The organism is Bradyrhizobium sp. LVM 105, assembly GCF_003957705.1.
GTDB classification, from domain to species: domain Bacteria; phylum Pseudomonadota; class Alphaproteobacteria; order Rhizobiales; family Xanthobacteraceae; genus Bradyrhizobium; species Bradyrhizobium frederickii.
In genome coordinates this window covers 335,918-351,976 of record NZ_QZMV01000004.1, presented here as the reverse complement: position 1 = coordinate 351,976, position 16,059 = coordinate 335,918, and the positions used below count along the sequence as shown (strand labels likewise).

Here is a 16,059-nt window from a genome sequence, read left to right as displayed (position 1 = left end):
TTTTCGAGAAGGCCGCACCCGCAAGGTGCGGCCTTTCTGCTTTTTGCGCCCGTTTTCCACCCGCCTCCAGAGGAGTTCGACATGACGACGCATCCGTACGACGCGCTGATGGACATCACCGCACGGCCGAAAGCCGTGTTCGTCCGCGGCGCCGGCTCCTACCTCTGGGACGACGGCCGCAAGCGCTATCTCGACTTCGTGCAGGGCTGGGCCGTCAACTGCCTCGGTCATTCCCCGCCCGCGGTCGCCGACGCGCTGGCTTCGCAGGCCAAGCGGTTGCTGACGCCGAGCCCGGCATTCTACAACGAGCCGAGCCTGAAGCTGGCCGAGGCGCTGGTCGCAGCCAGCGCGTTCGACCAGGTGTTCTTTGCCAATTCCGGCGCCGAAGCCAACGAGGGCGCGATCAAGCTCGCGCGCAAATATGGCAGCCTGCACAAGGGCGGCGCATTCGAGATCATCAGCTTCGAAGGCGGCTTCCACGGCAGGACGCTGGCGACGATGTCGGCCTCGGGCAAGAAAGCGTTCGAGCCGCTGTTCGAGCCGAAGGTCGCCGGCTTCAAGAAGGCCAAGCTCAACGACATCGCCTCGGTCGAGAAGCTGATCAACGACAACACCGTCGCGGTGATGCTCGAGCCGATCCAGGGTGAATCAGGCGTCTGGCCGGCAACCGATGCGTTCCTGCAGCAGCTGCGCACGCTGACCGAGGCGCACGGCCTGCTGCTCATTTTCGACGAGATCCAGACCGGCATGGGCCGGACCGGAAAACTCTTCCACTACGAGCACACGGGCATCTCGCCCGACATCATGACGCTCGGCAAGGGCATCGGCGGCGGCGTCCCGCTCGCAGCGCTGCTCGCGACCGAACGCGCCTCCTGCTTCGAGCACGGCGACCAGGGCGGCACGTTCAACGGCAACCCGATCATGTGCGCCGCGGGCCTTGCGGTGCTCGAGGAGGTCGGCAAGCCGGACTTCCTCAAACAGGTCGCCGAGACCGGCCTGCTGCTCGAAAGCGAGCTGCAGAAGGTCTCGGCACGGCACGGCCTCGGCGGCGTGCGGGGACGCGGCCTGTTGCTCGCGCTCGACCTCAAGCTGCCGATCGCGCCCGGCATCGTCGCGCAGGCGTTCGAGGCCGGCGTGCTCCTGAACGCGCCGCAGGTCGACACGTTGCGCTTCATGCCGGCACTCAACGTCGCGAAGGCGGAGATCGCCGAGATGATCGATTGTCTCGACGGGATCCTGACCAAGGCCGGCGCGGCACGGCGGGTGGCGTAGGGCTGTCTCGTGCCCCGGACGCAGCGCAGCGCCACTTCGGCGGTGCGCTGCAGAGCCGGGGCCCATCTCTGCGCATCGTGCGGTGCTTCTGGGTCCCGGCTCTGCGCCGCAACGCGTGCGCGTTGCAGCTTGTCCGGGACACAGATGCGGATGACGACGAAAGTCCTACGGCTTCAGGATCGAAGCGCCCGTGGTCTTGCGGCTTTCGAGATCGATATGCGCTTTCGCGGCGTCCTTGAGCGCGTAGGCGTGATTGATCGGCACGTGCAGCTTGCCGTTGATGACAGCAGCAAACAGCGTGTCGGCGCCTTCCAGCAGCTCCTTGCGCGTGCCGATGTAATCGTTGAGCTTCGGCCGCGTCGCGAACAGCGAGCCGTGATTGTTGAGCTCGGCGATCGCGAATGGCGGCACCGGACCTGACGCGTTGCCGAACGAGACGAACATGCCGCGCGGCTTCAGGCAGGACAGCGAGCCCGGGAAGGTCGCCTTGCCGACGCCGTCATAGACGACGTCGCAGCCCTCGTTGCGGCTGATCTGCTTGACGCGCGCGACGAAATCCTCCTCGTTGTAGAGGATGACGTGATCGCAGCCATTGGCCTCGGCGAGCTCGGCCTTCTCGCGCGAGCCGACCGTGCCGATGACATGGGCGCCGAGCGCCCTCGCCCACTGGCAGGCGAGCAAGCCAATGCCGCCGGCGGCGGCATGGATCAGCACGCGGTGATGCGGCTCGATCTTGAAAGTCTTGTGCAGGAGGTACCAGACGGTCAGCCCCTTCAGCATCAGCACCGCCCCCTGCTCGTGGGTGATGTGGTCGGGCAGCTTGACCAGCTTTTCCCAGGGGATGTTGCGCTCGCCGGTATAGGCGCCGAGATTGTGATAGTAGGCGACGCGGTCGCCGGGATGAAAATTTGTAACGCCTGGCCCGACCGCGATCACCTCGCCCGAGGCCTCGTTGCCGGCGATGAAGGGCAGCCCCGGCGCCTTGTAGAGGCCGGTGCGGTAGTAGACGTCGATGAAGTTCAGGCCGACCGCGTGCTGGCGGATCCGCACCTCGCCGGGACCGGGCGCCGGCACGTCGACGCTCTCATAGACCAGAGCCTCGGGCCCCCCGACCTTGTGCACACGGACCGCTTTGGTCATCGCCTGATTCCTCTTCTCCAGGGCGCAAGCGAAAGGCATCGCGCCCGCCTTGTCAACTCGATGGCAGCTGGAACGCCTAAACCCGGCGGGCGCGGTGCGCCTGCTTCTCGGGGATGCGCGAGACGATCACCGATATGAAAATGACGTTGTCGATGCCGAGCACGATCTCGAGCGCGGTCAATGTCAGCAGCGCCGCCGAGGCTTCGGGGCTGGTCAGCAAGTGCATCATGCGAAGGATCTGACGAGGCGGATCAAGGCGTCGCTGAAGCTGATCCAGAGCGCGATGGCGCAGAGCGCGATGGTGACGCCGGTGCCGACGCGAAAGTCCATCTCCAGCACGTAGAGGCCGAGCACCGCCCAGATCGCAATCAGCGACATCGTCAGCCAGCGCAGCCGCACGACGCGAACCGGATGCAGCACGTGGAACGGCACGAAGGTCAGCACGACCAGCGCGGTCACCAGCAGCGTCGACCACAGCGGCGGCCAGTGCAGCAGGAACAGATAGAACGCCGCCGCATTCCACAGTGCCGGGAAGCCGCGAAAATGATTGTCATCCGCCTTCATGCGCAAATCGGCGAAATATAATGCGCTGGTGACGATGATCGCGATGCCGAGCAAGGGAGCTGCGACGGGCAGCAACAGGCCGCTGGCCACGATCGCATAGGCCGGCACGAACACATAGGTGACGAAGTCGACCACGAGATCGAGCACGTCGCCCGACCAGTTCGGCTGCACGTTCTTGACGTCGAGCCGGCGCGCGATCGGACCGTCGATCGCGTCGATGATCAGGGCGACGCCCAGCCATTGAAACATCGCCGCCCAGTGCTCGCGCACGGCTTCCAGCATCGCCAGCAGCGCGAGTGCCGCGCCGAACGCGGTGAAGATGTGCACCGAGAAGGCCGCGGCGCGGATCGCGGGCGTGGGCTTCAGGGAATCCTCTTGGCTATCCATGACTTCTGCTATCAGAATGAGGCCGATTTGCACATCCGCCATTGCGGCGCGCCGTCGCATGATGGACCGTAAAATCAGGCGAAATCGGTTAACGGTTGAACTGGCTGCGGCCGCACCGTCAGGCGCTCCCGGAATGACAGCCGAGAGACTTGAGCTTGAATTTGCCGCCGGGCGTGTCATGTGTCGTTCCATGACAGACGCATCGACACTTTATGACACCGCCGTGATCGGCGGCGGGCCGGCGGGACTTGCCGCGGCGATCGCGCTGGCACAGGCCGGTGCCCGGACCGCATTGGTGGCACGCCGCGTTCCCTATGCCGACAACCGCACCACGGCGTTGCTCGGTGCCTCCATCGACCTCTTGGAGACGCTCGAGGTCTGGTCGCGCTGCAAGGACAAGGCGGCCGCGCTCGAGGTCATGCGCCTCGTCGATGACACCGGTCGGCTGTTCCGCGCGCCGGAGGTCCGCTTCTCCTGTCACGAAATCGCGCTCGATGCCTTCGGCTACAACATCGACAACCGCTCGCTGATGCTGGCGCTCGAAGAGCGTGCGGCTGAGCTGCCCAATCTCGTCCGTCTCGACGACGAGGCCGAGAGCATCGTCATCGAGGCCGACGACGTCGCAATCCGCACGGCCTCCGCACAGTTTCTCACGGCCCGCCTCGTGGTCGGCGCCGACGGCCGGCATTCGCTGTGCCGGGAGGCTGCCGGCATCGAGGTGACGCGGCGCGAGCTCAACCAGACCGCGCTGACCTTCAACGTCAGCCACGCGCGGCCGCATCGCAACGTCTCGACCGAGTTCCATACGCCGCACGGACCCTGCGTGTTCGTGCCCCTGCCCGGCGACCGCTCCAGCGTCGTCTGGGTCTCGGCTCCGGCCGAGGCCGAGCGGCTGCGGAGCCTTGATGACGCCGAGCTGTCCGCAGCGGTCGAGAAACAGTCGCATTCGATTCTGGGACGCATGAGTGTCGAGCCCGGGCGCAACCTGTTCCCGCTGGCGATCGAGCGTCCAAAATCCTTCGGCCGCGACCGCATCGCGCTGGTCGGCGAAGCCGCCCATGTAGTTCCCCCGATCGGCGCCCAAGGCCTCAATCTCGGCCTGCGCGACGCCGCCGACATCGCGCGGCTCGCCGGCGAAACCGTCGCGGCGGAACAGGATCCCGGCGCGAACGAGGTGCTCACGCGCTATGACCGGGCGCGGCGTCCGGACATCCTGAGCCGCACGTTTGCGATCGACATCGCCAACCGCTCCCTGCTCAACGATTTCCTGCCGCTGCAGCCGGTCCGCGCCGTCGGCATGCACCTGCTCGGCGCCATCGGCCCGCTCCGACGGTTTGCAATGCGCGAGGGCCTGACGCCGACTTGGCGAAGGTAGTTTGGCGACGGTAAGGCCCTTTACGGAAACGCCAGCCGTCCGGTCTGGATCGCCCACATCACGCTGGTCAGCGTGACCACCGACGCGAAGGTCCCGAGCAGCACGGCGACGGAGGCGGATTCGATCCAGGCATCGTTCTGCCGGGCGATCACGAACACGTTCAGCGCCGGCGGCAGCGAGGCCATCAGCACGGCGGTGGCGGCCCAGGGCTGCGCGAACGGCCCGAACGCGAGCATCAGGCCGAACGCCGCGAGCGGGTGAAACAGCAGCTTGATCGCGATCACACCCGGCACCTCCCATGGGACGCGGTCGAACGGGCGCAGTGCCACGGTCACACCGAGCACGAACAGTGCGGTCGGGGCCGCCGCGTTCTGCAGGAAGGTGATGGTGCGATCGAGCGCGACGGGCATCTCGATATGCAGGGCCGCGACGGCCGCGCCAAAGCAGGCCGACATGATCAGCGGGTTGAGCACGATCTGCTTCAGCACCACGCCGAAGGCGTGCACGATCGAGGGATGATCGCGGTCGGAGAGCTCGATCAGCAGCGGCACGATGGTGAACAGGAAGATGCTGTCGCAGCAGAAGATCAGCGCGGTCGGCGCCGCGGCCTTGCTGCCGAGCACGGCGAGCGCCAGCCCCGGCCCCATATACCCGATATTGCCGTAGCCGCCGGACAGGCCTGCGAGCGTCGCCTCGCGCAATGTCAGCCGGCCGAAAACCTTGCCCACGACCAGCGCCAGGGTGAACGCGGCGACGGTGGACAGCGTGGTCGCGACCAGGAACGGCGGGTTGTTCAATTCCGAGAACGGGGTCTTGGACATGATCGCAAACAGCAGGGCCGGCAGCGACACGTAGAGCAGGAAGAAGTTCATCCAGGCGAGGCCCGATTCCGGCAGGGATTTGACCTTGCCGCACGCGAAACCGACGAAGATCAGGCCGAAATAAGGTAGTGCCAGATTGAGGATATCGACCATTGATGAAGTGTTTTCTGAAGATTTGGGGGCTATCTCCCCCTCAAGTGAACGCCAATTCCAGATCAGGCCACTAGCATCGGCCACAATCCTGGTCTATCGACGGGGAATGATTAAAGCGCGGACCGCCAAATTCCAGATCGGACAGGTCGTGCGCCACCGGATCTTCTCGTTCCGGGGCGTCATCTTCGACATCGATCCGGAATTCAACAACACCGAGGAGTGGTGGCTGTCGATCCCCGAGGAGGTGCGGCCGCACAAGGATCAGCCGTTCTATCACCTGCTCGCGGAGAATGCGGAGTCCGAGTACGTCGCCTACGTCTCCGAGCAGAACCTGCTGCCGGACGATTCCGGCGAGCCGGTCCGGCATTCCCAGGTGGCCGAGATCTTCATCAAGAACAAGGATGGCGGCTACCGCCCGCGTAATCCCTCACTGAATTGAGTCGCACCGACAGGCGATCGACAAAAAAGGCGCTCGAGATGAGCGCCTTTTTCATGTCCGGGATTTGGTCCCGACTACTTCTGGCCAGCCGGTGGTGTACCGGGAGGCGCACCCTGCTGCTCCAGCTTCTTGCGCTGCTCTTCGGCCTTCTTCTGAAGCTCTTCCTGGAGCTTCTTCTGGGTTTCCTCGAACACCTTCGGATCGGTCGGCGGACCGTCATAGGCCTTCTGGAATTCGCCGGTGAGCGGCAGCGGCAGGGTCAGCGGCGCGCCATTGGCGTTGATCGCCTGGACAACGAGATTCTGGCCCTTCTTCATGTTGTTGATGAGCTCGGGCGTCGCCTCGTAGTCCGACATGCAGCCGTTCTGGAAGCAGATCACATAGGGTTGCTGCAGCGGCGCGTTGCTGTCGACGATGATGCGGGTGCCGTGCACGAGCTGCATGCCGAGCGGCAGCGTCACGCGCAGGATCTTCTTCGGCTCGCCTTCCGGCTCGATGATCACGGCGGCGATGACCGGCTGGCCCGATTCGATGCGGCCGTCCTTGCCGGTGAAGCAGACCTGCTTGGCGTTGGCGTCCTGGCCCTTGAGGCAGAACTTGGTCCAGGGGGCATAGATCAGCTGGATCTGCTGATCGGCCGGCTGGGCCGCGCCCTGCTGCGCCGGAGCGCCCTGGGCAGGAGCCGGCTGGGCGGGCGCCTGAGCGGTCGGCGCCTTGGGGGCAGCCTTGGGCGTCGCCTTCGGGGCCGGAGCCGCCTTGGGTGCGCCGGGGGCCGGCGCCGGCGCTGGCGCCGGGGTCTGGGCCTCGGCGGCAAACGGGACGGCCAATGCCGTCGCCGTCAACAAGGCGAGAATTCGCCCGCGCGGCCGGGCGGACGCGGCCAAGTAACGGAAATTCATTGCGGAAAACCCTTTCTGAACGGGAAGTGCCCGAACCGCTCCGAAGCATCGAACCTGGCCGCGTTGGGCGCGGCTCTCTCCCCGTCAATTGAGGCGGATAAGTGACGGGCTCGACGCTCTTGCGCGATCGGGTGCCTTCTTAACGTGGTCGACGAAAAGATCAATGCCGACAAGCGCCTTTGGCCACACCCGCAGCCGCGTCCGGGGAAATTCCCTGTGATAGGATTCGAGGCACGCCCGTCCTCGAATCAACCTGTGCCGATGTTCATGTTCCAACGCCTCGTCGAGGGCCCCGGTGTCCGCCTTTGCGTCCTGGTGCTGGCCTCTGCCCTTGTCCTGGGCCTTGGTGGCGGAGTGTCGATGGGCGCGGCACGGGCCGAGCAGGCCCATGCCATTGCCATGCACGGCAAGCCGGCGATGCCGGCCGATTTCACCCATATGCCCTACGTCAATCCGGATGCGCCCAAGGGCGGCCGCTTGACCTGGGGTATTCTCGGAACCTTTGACAGCCTCAATCCCTTCATCGTCAAGGGACTGGCCGTGCAGCAGATGCGCAGCTACGTGGTCGAGAGCCTGCTCGCGCGCGGCAATGACGAGCCGTTCACGCTCTATGGCCTGCTCGCCAGGAGCGTCGAAACCAATGACGAGCGGAGCTTCGTCACGTTCCGTCTCGATCCGCGCGCCCGTTTTTCCGACGGCAAGCAGGTCGCGGCCGAGGACGTGCTGTTCTCCTGGCAGCTGCTGCGCGACCACGGCCGGCCCAATCACCGGCAGTACTACGCCAAGGTCGCAAAGGCCGAAGCACCCGATCCCCTCACCGTCCGCTTCGACCTCACCGGCGCCAACGACCGCGAGCTGCCGCTGATTCTCGGCCTGATGCCGGTCCTGCCGAAGCATGCCATCGACGTCGCAACCTTCGAGGAGACGACGCTGACGGCGCCGGTCGGCTCGGGACCCTATCGCGTCACGGCGGTGAAGCCCGGCGCCAGCGTCACCCTGAGCCGCAATCCCGACTATTGGGGCCGCGACCTGCCCATCAACCGCGGGCTCTACAATTTCGACGAGATCAGGCTCGATTATTTTCGCGAGGCCAACGGCCAGTTCGAGGCTTTCAAGCGCGGCCTGTACGATTTCCGCATCGAGCACGAGCCGCTGCGCTGGCATGACGGTTACGACTTTCCGGCTGCGAGAAGCGGCGAGGTGGTCCGTGACACCGTGAAGCCGGGCCTGCCGCAGCCCTCCGAATTCCTGGTGTTCAACACGCGCCGCCCGATCTTCGCCGACATCCGCGTGCGTCAGGCGCTGACGCTGCTGTTCGATTTCGAGCTGGTCAACCGCAACTACTTTTTCGGGCTCTATTCGCGCGTTGCCGGCTATTTCGCCGGCTCCGACCTCTCGGCCTATGGCCGGCCGGCGGACGCGCCCGAACGTGAGCTTCTCAAACCGTTCGCCGCTCGAATTGCGCCCGACATCATGGACGGCAGCTACCGCCTTCCCGTGACCGACGGATCGGGACGCGACCGCACGACGCTGCGCGCGGCGCTGAAACTGTTGTCGGAGGCCGGCTACGATCTCGACGGCACGGTGCTGCGCAACCGCGCGACGAGAGCGCCCTTCACCTTCGAGATCCTGGTCACGACCCGCGACCAGGAGCGTATCGCACTCGCGTTCCAGCGCGATCTCAAGCGGGCCGGCATCGAGCCGAGCGTGCGCTCGGTTGATCCCGTGCAGTTCGACCAGCGCCGTCTGGCTTACGAATTCGACATGATCCAGAACCGCTGGGACCAGTCGCTGTCGCCGGGCAACGAGCAATATTTCTACTGGGGCAGCGCGGCCGCGGACAATCCCGGCACCCGCAATTACATGGGCGCAAAGGATCCCGCCGTCGATGCCATGATCGCCGCCCTGCTCGAGGCCCGTGAACATACGGATTTCGTCCCGGCGGTGCGCGCGCTCGACCGCGCTCTGATCTCGGGCTTCTACACAATCCCCCTGTTTAACGTGTCCGAGCAATGGATCGCGCGCTGGAATCGGATAGAACGGCCCAAGGCCACCTCGCTCTCAGGCTATTTGCCGGAGACCTGGTGGGCGAAGGGGCAGAAGCAAGCCACTCAAGCGAAGTGACGCCGTGAACCAGCCAGCAATATCGCCGACGCTCGACACGCTGTTTCAGCGCACGCTGATCCGGCAGCCGCATGCGCTCGCTTTGCTCGATCCCCTCAACAAGGCACGCATCACCGGGCACCAGCCGCGGCGGATGACCTATGCCGAGGTCGACACCGCCATCGAGGCGCTGTCGGCACATTTCGTCGAATCGGGCCTGCCGGCCAATTCTGTCATCGCGATCCAGCTGCCCAACACGATCGAGTTCGTGCTGACGGTGCTCGCCGCCCATCGCGCCGGCCTCGTCGTCGCCGTGCTGCCGCTCTTGTGGCGCCATGCGGAGCTGACCGCCGCGCTCAACCGCACCGCGGCCCGTGCCATCGTCACCACGAGCAAGGTCGACGGCACGAGCTATGCCGACCTCGCGATGCATGCGGCCGCCGAAGCCTTCTCGATCCGTCACGTCTGCGGCTTCGGTACCGACCTGCCCGAAGGCATGGCGTCGCTCGACGACGTGCTGGCGCGTCCGCCAGGGACCACGCGCGCCGTGATCCAGGACGGCCGCAAGGCGGCGATGATCTCCTTCGACGTCACCGCGGAAGGCTTTCGTCCGGTGCCGCGGCCGCATTTCAGCTTGATCGCCGGCGGGCTGGCGATGTCGCTGGAAGCCGACATCCGGCAGGGCGCGACATTGATGGCGGCGTTCGCGCCGATGTCGTTCGCCGGCCTCGCCTCCTCGCTCGCGGTTTGGCTGCTCTCCGGTGGCGCCCTGGCACTGCATCATCCCTTCGAGATCGAGGTGCTGGAGCAGCAGATCAACGAGCATGGTTGTGAGGTGCTGATCGCGCCGGCGCAGCTGGCCTTGCGGCTCGGCGATTCCGACCTGGCGGCGCGGATGCCGTCCTTGCGCAACGTCATCGGCCTGTGGCGCGCGCCCGAGCAGGTGGCCGCGAGCGATGCCTGGATCGCCCCGCATGCACCGCTGACCGACGTCTATCTGTTCGGCGAGGCCGGCCTGTTCGGTGCCCGCCGCGGCGAGGACGGCATGCCGGTCGCGGTGATGCCCGGGCCGCACGGCGCCCCGCGTGAGCAGTCCGGCTCCTCCATTGCCGGCGAAATCCTGCTGACGCCGAAGGGCACGCTCGGCCTGCGCGGCGCGATGGTGCCGATTGCGGCCTATGCCCCGCCGCAGCCGGTCGGTGAAACCCTGACGGCGCAGCCGCCGCGCGACTATGTCGACACCGGTTATGCCGCGCGGCTCGACCGCCCGAGCGGCGCAATCTGCATCACCGCGCCCCCCTCCGGCATCATGGCCGTCGGCGGCTACCGCTTCCTCTCCAACGATTTGCAGGAATGGGCCCGCCGGCTCGGCCAGGGCGCCCTCCTCACCGCGCTGCCCGACCGGCTTTCCGGCCACAGGCTGGCCGGACGTGCCCAGGACAACGCCCGCGCCCGCGAGGCGCTCAGCGAGCTCGGGCTTAACCCACTGATGGTCGAAGCTTTTCGCGATCGCTCCGGGCCGGTCTAGGCGCAGTTTCGCCGGATATGTTGACGCCGCATTAAGGCGGCCGAACTAGATTGCGCGGCATCTGTTGCGTCATCAGAGTTTCCCAATGTCCCAGGCGGGCCCGATCCTCTTTGTGTCCAATGCCGATCGGCCGCCCTTCGTCGGGGCGCTGGACGAGGCCCGGCTGTTTCCCGTGGTCGATACCGACTGGGCCAGCGCGGCACGCGCGGTCGAAGAGGTGCAGCCAGCGGCCATTCTCGCTGCGATGCATGGCGGACACGAGCCGCATCTGGCTGCACTGGCAAGGAAGATCGCCGAGCAATCGCCTTATCTACCTTTTGTCGCCGTGGATGCGGCGGGCACGCTGCCTCACAACGCCCTGCCCTTCTCCTCGCGCGGCGGCAATCCCGACCGCCTGATCGCACGGCTTCGCGCCGCACTGCGCGTGCGCACGCTCCACGCCACGGTGCTGCGCCGGCTGCCCGAAGTGAAAGTCGCATTGCCGCAAGGTGATCCCGCCCGCGATGCCACCGTGCTCCTGATCGGCCGCGGCGCGGCCTACCCCGCGCTGTCCGTCGCGCTCGGCGAACGCGTCGGCGTCGTCGGCGCGCTCTCGATCGAGGCCGCCGCGAAGCACCTCAACACCCGCGACCTCGACGGCGTGGTCCTTGCCGAGGGTTTTACCGCGCGCGTCACCGATGCCTTTCTCACGGTGCTCGCCGAGGACACCCGCTTCCGCAGCCTGCCGGTGATCGTCACCGCGCATCAGCTGACGCAGACTTACGATTTGCCAAATCTCGAGCTGATCCCTGGCGAGCCGGCCAGGGTCGCGGCCAATGCGTTGCCCCTGATCCGCCAGCACGCGATGGAAGCCCAATTGAGCCGCACGCTGCGCTCGATCGATGCCGGCGGCTGGCTCGACCCGCGCAGCGGCCTGCTCACCGTGGAAGCCTTCGCCCGCGATTTTGCCAAGGCGGTCGAGCAGACGCTGGCCCGCGGCGGCGGTCTGTCCGTCGCGCGTTTTGCTTTCGACCCCGGCAATTCCCGCGCCCAGCTCGACGCCGCGCGCATCCTCAGCCGCCTGATGCGGCAGATGGATTTCGGCGTAGCGCAGAAGGATGGCTCGGTCATCGTCGTGTTCGCGGAGACCGACTTCCGCACGGCGCATATGATCGCGCGGCGTCTGTCGGCGGTGATGCGGCATACCTCGAACGGCAAGCACGAGATGCGCAGCGACCCCGTCGTCAGCGTGGACTCGCTGTCGCCCTCGGATACGGCGAGGTCGCTGCTGGCGCGGCTGTCGGCGGATGCGTCCAGGGCGGCGTCGTAACCACAACCTCGCTGCTGTAGGGTGGGTTAGCCTTGCGACTGCGCGAAGCGCAGGCGCGGGGCGTAACCCACCACTTTTCTGCTCGCGGCAACCAAAGATGGTGGATTACGCCTTCGGCTAATCCACCCTACAGCATCTCGCCTCGCGCTCACGCCGCCTTCTTGCTCTCGGCGAGCTGCGCCAGCTGACGCATGATTTCCGTCGTGCCGGCCAGCCGCTCCTCCGGGGTTTCCCAATCCTGCAGGAACACCACCTTCTTGTCGGGGCGCACCTTGGCGGCCTGGCCGTGGCTGCGGATGAAGCTGACGAGGCGGTCGGGATGGGCGAAGGAATTGTCGCGGAAGGCGATGACGGCGCCCTTCGGGCCGGCGTCGATCTTCTCGACATTGGCCCTACGGCAGAACGCCTTGATCGCGGCGACCTTGAACAGGTAGCGCACCTCGTCCGGCAGCACGCCGAAGCGGTCGCGCATCTCGGCGCCGAAGTTCTCGATCTCCTCCTCGGTGTCGAGATCGGCGAGGCGCCGGTACAGCGACAGCCGCACCGAGAGATCGCCGACATAGTCCTCCGGAATCAGCACGGGCATGCCGATCGTGATCTGCGGCGACCAGCGGTCGGCGGCGGGCTCGGAGACGCCGGCCTTGAGGTTGACGATCGCCTCCTCCAGCATCGACTGATAGAGCTCGAAGCCGACCTCCTTGATGTGGCCGGACTGCTCCTCGCCGAGCAGGTTGCCGGCGCCACGGATATCGAGGTCGTGCGAGGCGAGCTGGAAGCCGGCGCCGAGCGTCTCCAGCGATTGCAGCACGGTGAGCCGGCGCTCGGCCTGCGCCGTGATCTTCTGCTGCGCCGGCAGCGTGAACAGCGCATAGGCCCGCAGCTTGGAGCGCCCGACCCGGCCGCGCAGCTGATAGAGCTGGGCGAGGCCGAACATGTCGGCGCGGTGCACGATGAGGGTGTTGGCGTTAGGAATGTCGAGGCCGGATTCCACGATCGTGGTCGACAGCAGGATGTCGAACTTGCCGTCGTAGAACGCGGTCATGATGTCCTCGATCACGGCGGGCGGCATCTGGCCGTGTGCGACCGCGACCTTCATCTCCGGCACGTTCTTGTCGAGGAAATCCTTGACCTCGGCGAGGTCGTCGATGCGCGGCACCACGTAGAACGCCTGCCCGCCGCGATAGCGCTCGCGCAACAATGCCTCGCGGATCATCAAGGGATCGTGCGGAGCGACGAAGGTGCGCACCGCGAGGCGATCCACGGGAGGCGAAGCGATGATCGAGAGCTCGCGCACGCCGGTGAGCGCGAGTTGCAGCGTGCGCGGGATCGGCGTCGCCGACAGCGTCAGCACGTGCACCTCGGAGCGAAGCGCTTTGAGCCGCTCCTTGTGCGTGACGCCAAAGTGCTGTTCCTCGTCGACGATCACGAGGCCGAGGTCGCGGAACTTGATGGCCTTGCCAAGCAGCGCGTGGGTGCCGACGACGATGTCGACCGAGCCGTCGGCGATGCCCTTCTTGACCTGGTTCAGCTCCTTGGCCGCGATCAGGCGCGAAGCCTGCGCGACGTTGACCGGAAAGCCCTTGAAACGCTCGGCGAAGGTCCTTGCGTGCTGGCGCGCCAGCAGCGTGGTCGGCACCACGACGGCGACCTGCTTGCCCTCGAGCGCCACGGCAAACGCCGCGCGCAAGGCCACCTCGGTCTTGCCGAAGCCGACGTCGCCGCAAATCAGCCGGTCCATCGGACGGCCGAGTTCGAGATCCTTCAGCGTGGCTTCGATGGCCCCTAGCTGGTCCTCGGTCTCGTCATAGGGGAAGCGTGCGCAGAACTCGTCGTAGAGCCCGGGCTGCACCGGGAGCTTGGGCGCCTCGTGCAGCTGGCGCGCGGCCGCGATCTTGATCAATTCGCCGGCGATCTCGCGGATGCGGTTCTTGAGTTTCGCCTTGCGGGTCTGCCAGCCGCCGCCGCCCAGGCGATCCAGCTCGACATTGGTCTGGTCCGAGCCGTAACGCGACAGCAGCTCGATGTTCTCGACCGGCAGGAACAGTTTGGTTTCGGCGGCATAATGCAGCTCGAGGCAGTCGTGCGGCGCGCCGGCCACGTCGAGCGTTTGCAGGCCGATGAAGCGGCCGATGCCGTGGTCGACATGGACGACGATGTCGCCGGCGGCAAGGCTCGTCACCTCCGAGATGAAATTGTCGAGCTTGCGGCTCGCCTTGCGCGGCCGCACGAGGCGGTCGCCGAGGATGTCCTGCTCGCTGATGAGCGCGATCTCGTCGGTCTCGAAACCGCTCTCGAGGCCAAGCACAGCGAGCATGGTCTCGTTGCGCGGGGTTGCCTGCACGGTGCGCCAGGAGTTGACGCTGGTGGTGTGGGCCAGCTTGTGGTCGCGCAGCATCGAGGTCATGCGGTCGCGCGAGCCCTCGCTCCACAGCGCGATCACCACCTTCTTGCGCTGGGCCTGCAGCGCCATGACGTGGCCGACCACGGATTCGAATACGTTGACATTGGTGTCGTTGCGCTCCGGCGCGAAGTCGCGGCCCTTGCGCGCACCGGCGTCGACGACACTCGTCCCGTCAGCCGGAACCGAGAATTGCGTCAACCGCACCAGCGGCATGCCGCTCTCGCGCTCGGCCCATTCCCCGCTGGTGAGATAAAGCCGATCCGGCGGCAGCGGCTTGTAGATCGCGCCGCCCCCGGGATGCTCCATCGCGTCGCGCCGGGCCTCGTAATAGTCCTGGATCTGCTTGAAGCGCTCGCGGACGGCGTCCTCGGCCTGCGGCTCGATCGCGATCGGAGCGCCTTGCAGATAGTCGAACAGGGTGTCCATGCGGTCCTGGAACAGCGGCAGCCAATGCTCCATGCCGGGATGGCGGCGGCCCTCGCTGACCGCCTCATACAGCGCATCGTCGCGCTCGGGCGCGCCGAACTCGGCAACGTAGCCCATGCGGAAACGGCGGATGGTTTCGGTGACGAGCTGGAATTCCGAGACCGGCACGAGGTCGAGCGAGCGCATATCGAGCAGCGTGCGCTGGGTCTCGGCATCGAAGGAGCGGATCGATTCCAGGCTGTCGCCGAAGAAATCGAAGCGGACCGGCTGCTCGAGGCCGGCCGGAAACAGATCGAGGATGCCGCCGCGCACGGCGTATTCGCCGGGCTCGCGCACGGTCGAGGAGCGGTTGTAGCCGTTGTGCTCGAGCCAGGCGACGATGGTGTCCATCGGCACGACATTGCCCGGGGCCACCGACAGCGCCTGCGCCGCGACCAGCTCGCGCGCGGGCACGCGCTGCACGGCGGCATTCACCGTCGTCAGCACGATCAGCGGCTTGTCGCTGCCGGTGAGCGAGGCAAGCCGGGCCAGCGTCGTCAGGCGTTGCGCCAGAATGCCGCCATGCGGCGAGACGCGGTCGTAGGGCTGGCAGTCCCAGGCCGGGAAGGTCAGCACCGGCAGATCGGGGGCGAAGAATTGCAGCGCGCGTTCGAGCTGCTGCATGCGCGGACCGTCGCGGCAGACCACGGCAAGGCTGACGGCCGCTTTCTTCGGCCGCGCCGCGATGGCCCGAGCCAGATCGGAGATCACGAGGCCTTCGGCGCCTTCCGCGACATTGGCAAGCGTCAGCGCCCGGCCGGGCGCAAGCAGCTCGGCCGGAGATTTCATCCCCTGTTTCATACGCCGCCGTCCGCGAGCGGATAGGCCTTGATGCGGGCGAACAGCGCACCGGTAACATCAGCCGGCAGCACCTTGTCGGCGGTGATGGCGGCATAGAGATCGGGATCGTTGAGATCGAGCAGCCTCTCGAGCTGCGCCAGTTCGTCATCGGACAGATTGCCGATCTCGGCATCGGCAAAGCGGCCGAGGATCAGGTCCATCTCGCGCGTGCCGCGGTGCCAGCAGCGGAACAAAAGCCGCTTGCGGCGATCGTCCAGCCCGCTGCTCGATCGTGTCGTTCCCGTCATGTCTCAAATCCAGTCAAACGCAGAAAGCCCGGACGTGCCGGGCCGGGGTGATATAGCCACTCGGGGTGGCCGTGTCAGCCCTTTGTTGCGACAAGTCGCTCATCCCGTCCGTCAT

12 protein-coding genes and 1 pseudogene are annotated in these 16,059 nt (G+C 66.4%); 6 read left to right on the top strand and 7 right to left on the bottom strand.

What is annotated here, in order from left to right; translation table 11 throughout:
- Window positions 1–81: 81 nt before the first annotated feature.
- Window positions 82–1,272 carry an acetylornithine transaminase gene (locus D6B98_RS14115; protein WP_126257603.1) on the top strand — a complete coding sequence of 397 codons (1,191 nt, stop codon included), beginning with the start codon at window positions 82–84 and terminating at the stop codon, window positions 1,270–1,272.
- A 165-nt stretch (window positions 1,273–1,437) separates the two neighbouring features.
- Here the strand turns inward: D6B98_RS14115 and D6B98_RS14110 are convergent, their stop codons facing one another.
- From D6B98_RS14110 to pcsA, 3 genes and pseudogenes are all read right to left on the bottom strand, one after another.
- Entirely contained in the window at window positions 1,438–2,412 is a 975-nt protein-coding gene (locus tag D6B98_RS14110) for a quinone oxidoreductase family protein (protein WP_126257602.1), read from the bottom strand.
- Window positions 2,413–2,491: 79 nt separating this feature from the next.
- Window positions 2,492–2,641: pseudogene (locus D6B98_RS14105) on the bottom strand (TerC family protein); the annotation flags it as partial.
- A complete protein-coding gene (pcsA, locus tag D6B98_RS14100) occupies window positions 2,638–3,405 on the bottom strand; it encodes a phosphatidylcholine synthase (protein WP_164718591.1) in 768 nt (255 codons plus the stop codon). The gene pcsA and the pseudogene D6B98_RS14105, both read right to left, overlap by 4 nt.
- Window positions 3,406–3,553: 148 nt before the next feature.
- Here pcsA and D6B98_RS14095 point away from each other — a divergent pair, with 148 nt between their 5' ends.
- Window positions 3,554–4,738, top strand: coding sequence for a UbiH/UbiF family hydroxylase (locus tag D6B98_RS14095; RefSeq protein WP_126257601.1), 1,185 nt, complete (start codon window positions 3,554–3,556; stop codon window positions 4,736–4,738).
- Between the two features lie 20 nt (window positions 4,739–4,758).
- On the opposite strand, the gene D6B98_RS14090 is transcribed toward D6B98_RS14095, so the two are convergent.
- Window positions 4,759–5,712 (bottom strand): AEC family transporter, encoded by a 954-nt coding sequence (locus D6B98_RS14090; protein ID WP_126257600.1) that lies wholly within the window; start codon window positions 5,710–5,712, stop codon window positions 4,759–4,761.
- Window positions 5,713–5,818: 106 nt separating this feature from the next.
- Between D6B98_RS14090 and hspQ the strand changes: the two genes are divergently transcribed.
- Window positions 5,819–6,151, top strand: coding sequence for a heat shock protein HspQ (gene hspQ, locus D6B98_RS14085; RefSeq protein ID WP_126257599.1), 333 nt, complete (start codon window positions 5,819–5,821; stop codon window positions 6,149–6,151).
- Window positions 6,152–6,225: 74 nt separating this feature from the next.
- On the opposite strand, the gene D6B98_RS14080 is transcribed toward hspQ, so the two are convergent.
- A complete protein-coding gene (locus tag D6B98_RS14080; RefSeq protein ID WP_126257598.1) occupies window positions 6,226–7,050 on the bottom strand; it encodes an invasion associated locus B family protein in 825 nt (274 codons plus the stop codon).
- Window positions 7,051–7,311: 261 nt separating this feature from the next.
- On the opposite strand from D6B98_RS14080, the gene D6B98_RS14075 reads away from it, so the two are divergent.
- From D6B98_RS14075 to D6B98_RS14065, 3 genes are all read left to right on the top strand, one after another.
- Entirely contained in the window at window positions 7,312–9,174 is a 1,863-nt protein-coding gene (locus D6B98_RS14075; RefSeq protein WP_164718590.1) for an extracellular solute-binding protein, read from the top strand.
- A 4-nt stretch (window positions 9,175–9,178) separates the two neighbouring features.
- A complete protein-coding gene (locus D6B98_RS14070; RefSeq protein ID WP_126257596.1) occupies window positions 9,179–10,681 on the top strand; it encodes an AMP-binding protein in 1,503 nt (500 codons plus the stop codon).
- Window positions 10,682–10,766: 85 nt separating this feature from the next.
- The gene (locus D6B98_RS14065; RefSeq protein ID WP_126257595.1) at window positions 10,767–11,990 is read left to right on the top strand and encodes a GGDEF domain-containing protein; all 1,224 of its coding nucleotides are present in this window, start codon (window positions 10,767–10,769) and stop codon (window positions 11,988–11,990) included.
- A 148-nt stretch (window positions 11,991–12,138) separates the two neighbouring features.
- Here the strand turns inward: D6B98_RS14065 and mfd are convergent, their stop codons facing one another.
- Together mfd and D6B98_RS14055 are read right to left on the bottom strand one after the other, a co-directional pair.
- Entirely contained in the window at window positions 12,139–15,657 is a 3,519-nt protein-coding gene (mfd, locus tag D6B98_RS14060) for a transcription-repair coupling factor (RefSeq protein ID WP_126257594.1), read from the bottom strand.
- Entirely contained in the window at window positions 15,654–15,944 is a 291-nt protein-coding gene (locus tag D6B98_RS14055) for an FAD assembly factor SdhE (protein WP_126257593.1), read from the bottom strand. The genes mfd and D6B98_RS14055 overlap by 4 nt, the downstream gene beginning before the upstream one ends.
- Between the last annotated feature and the right edge of the window lie 115 nt (window positions 15,945–16,059).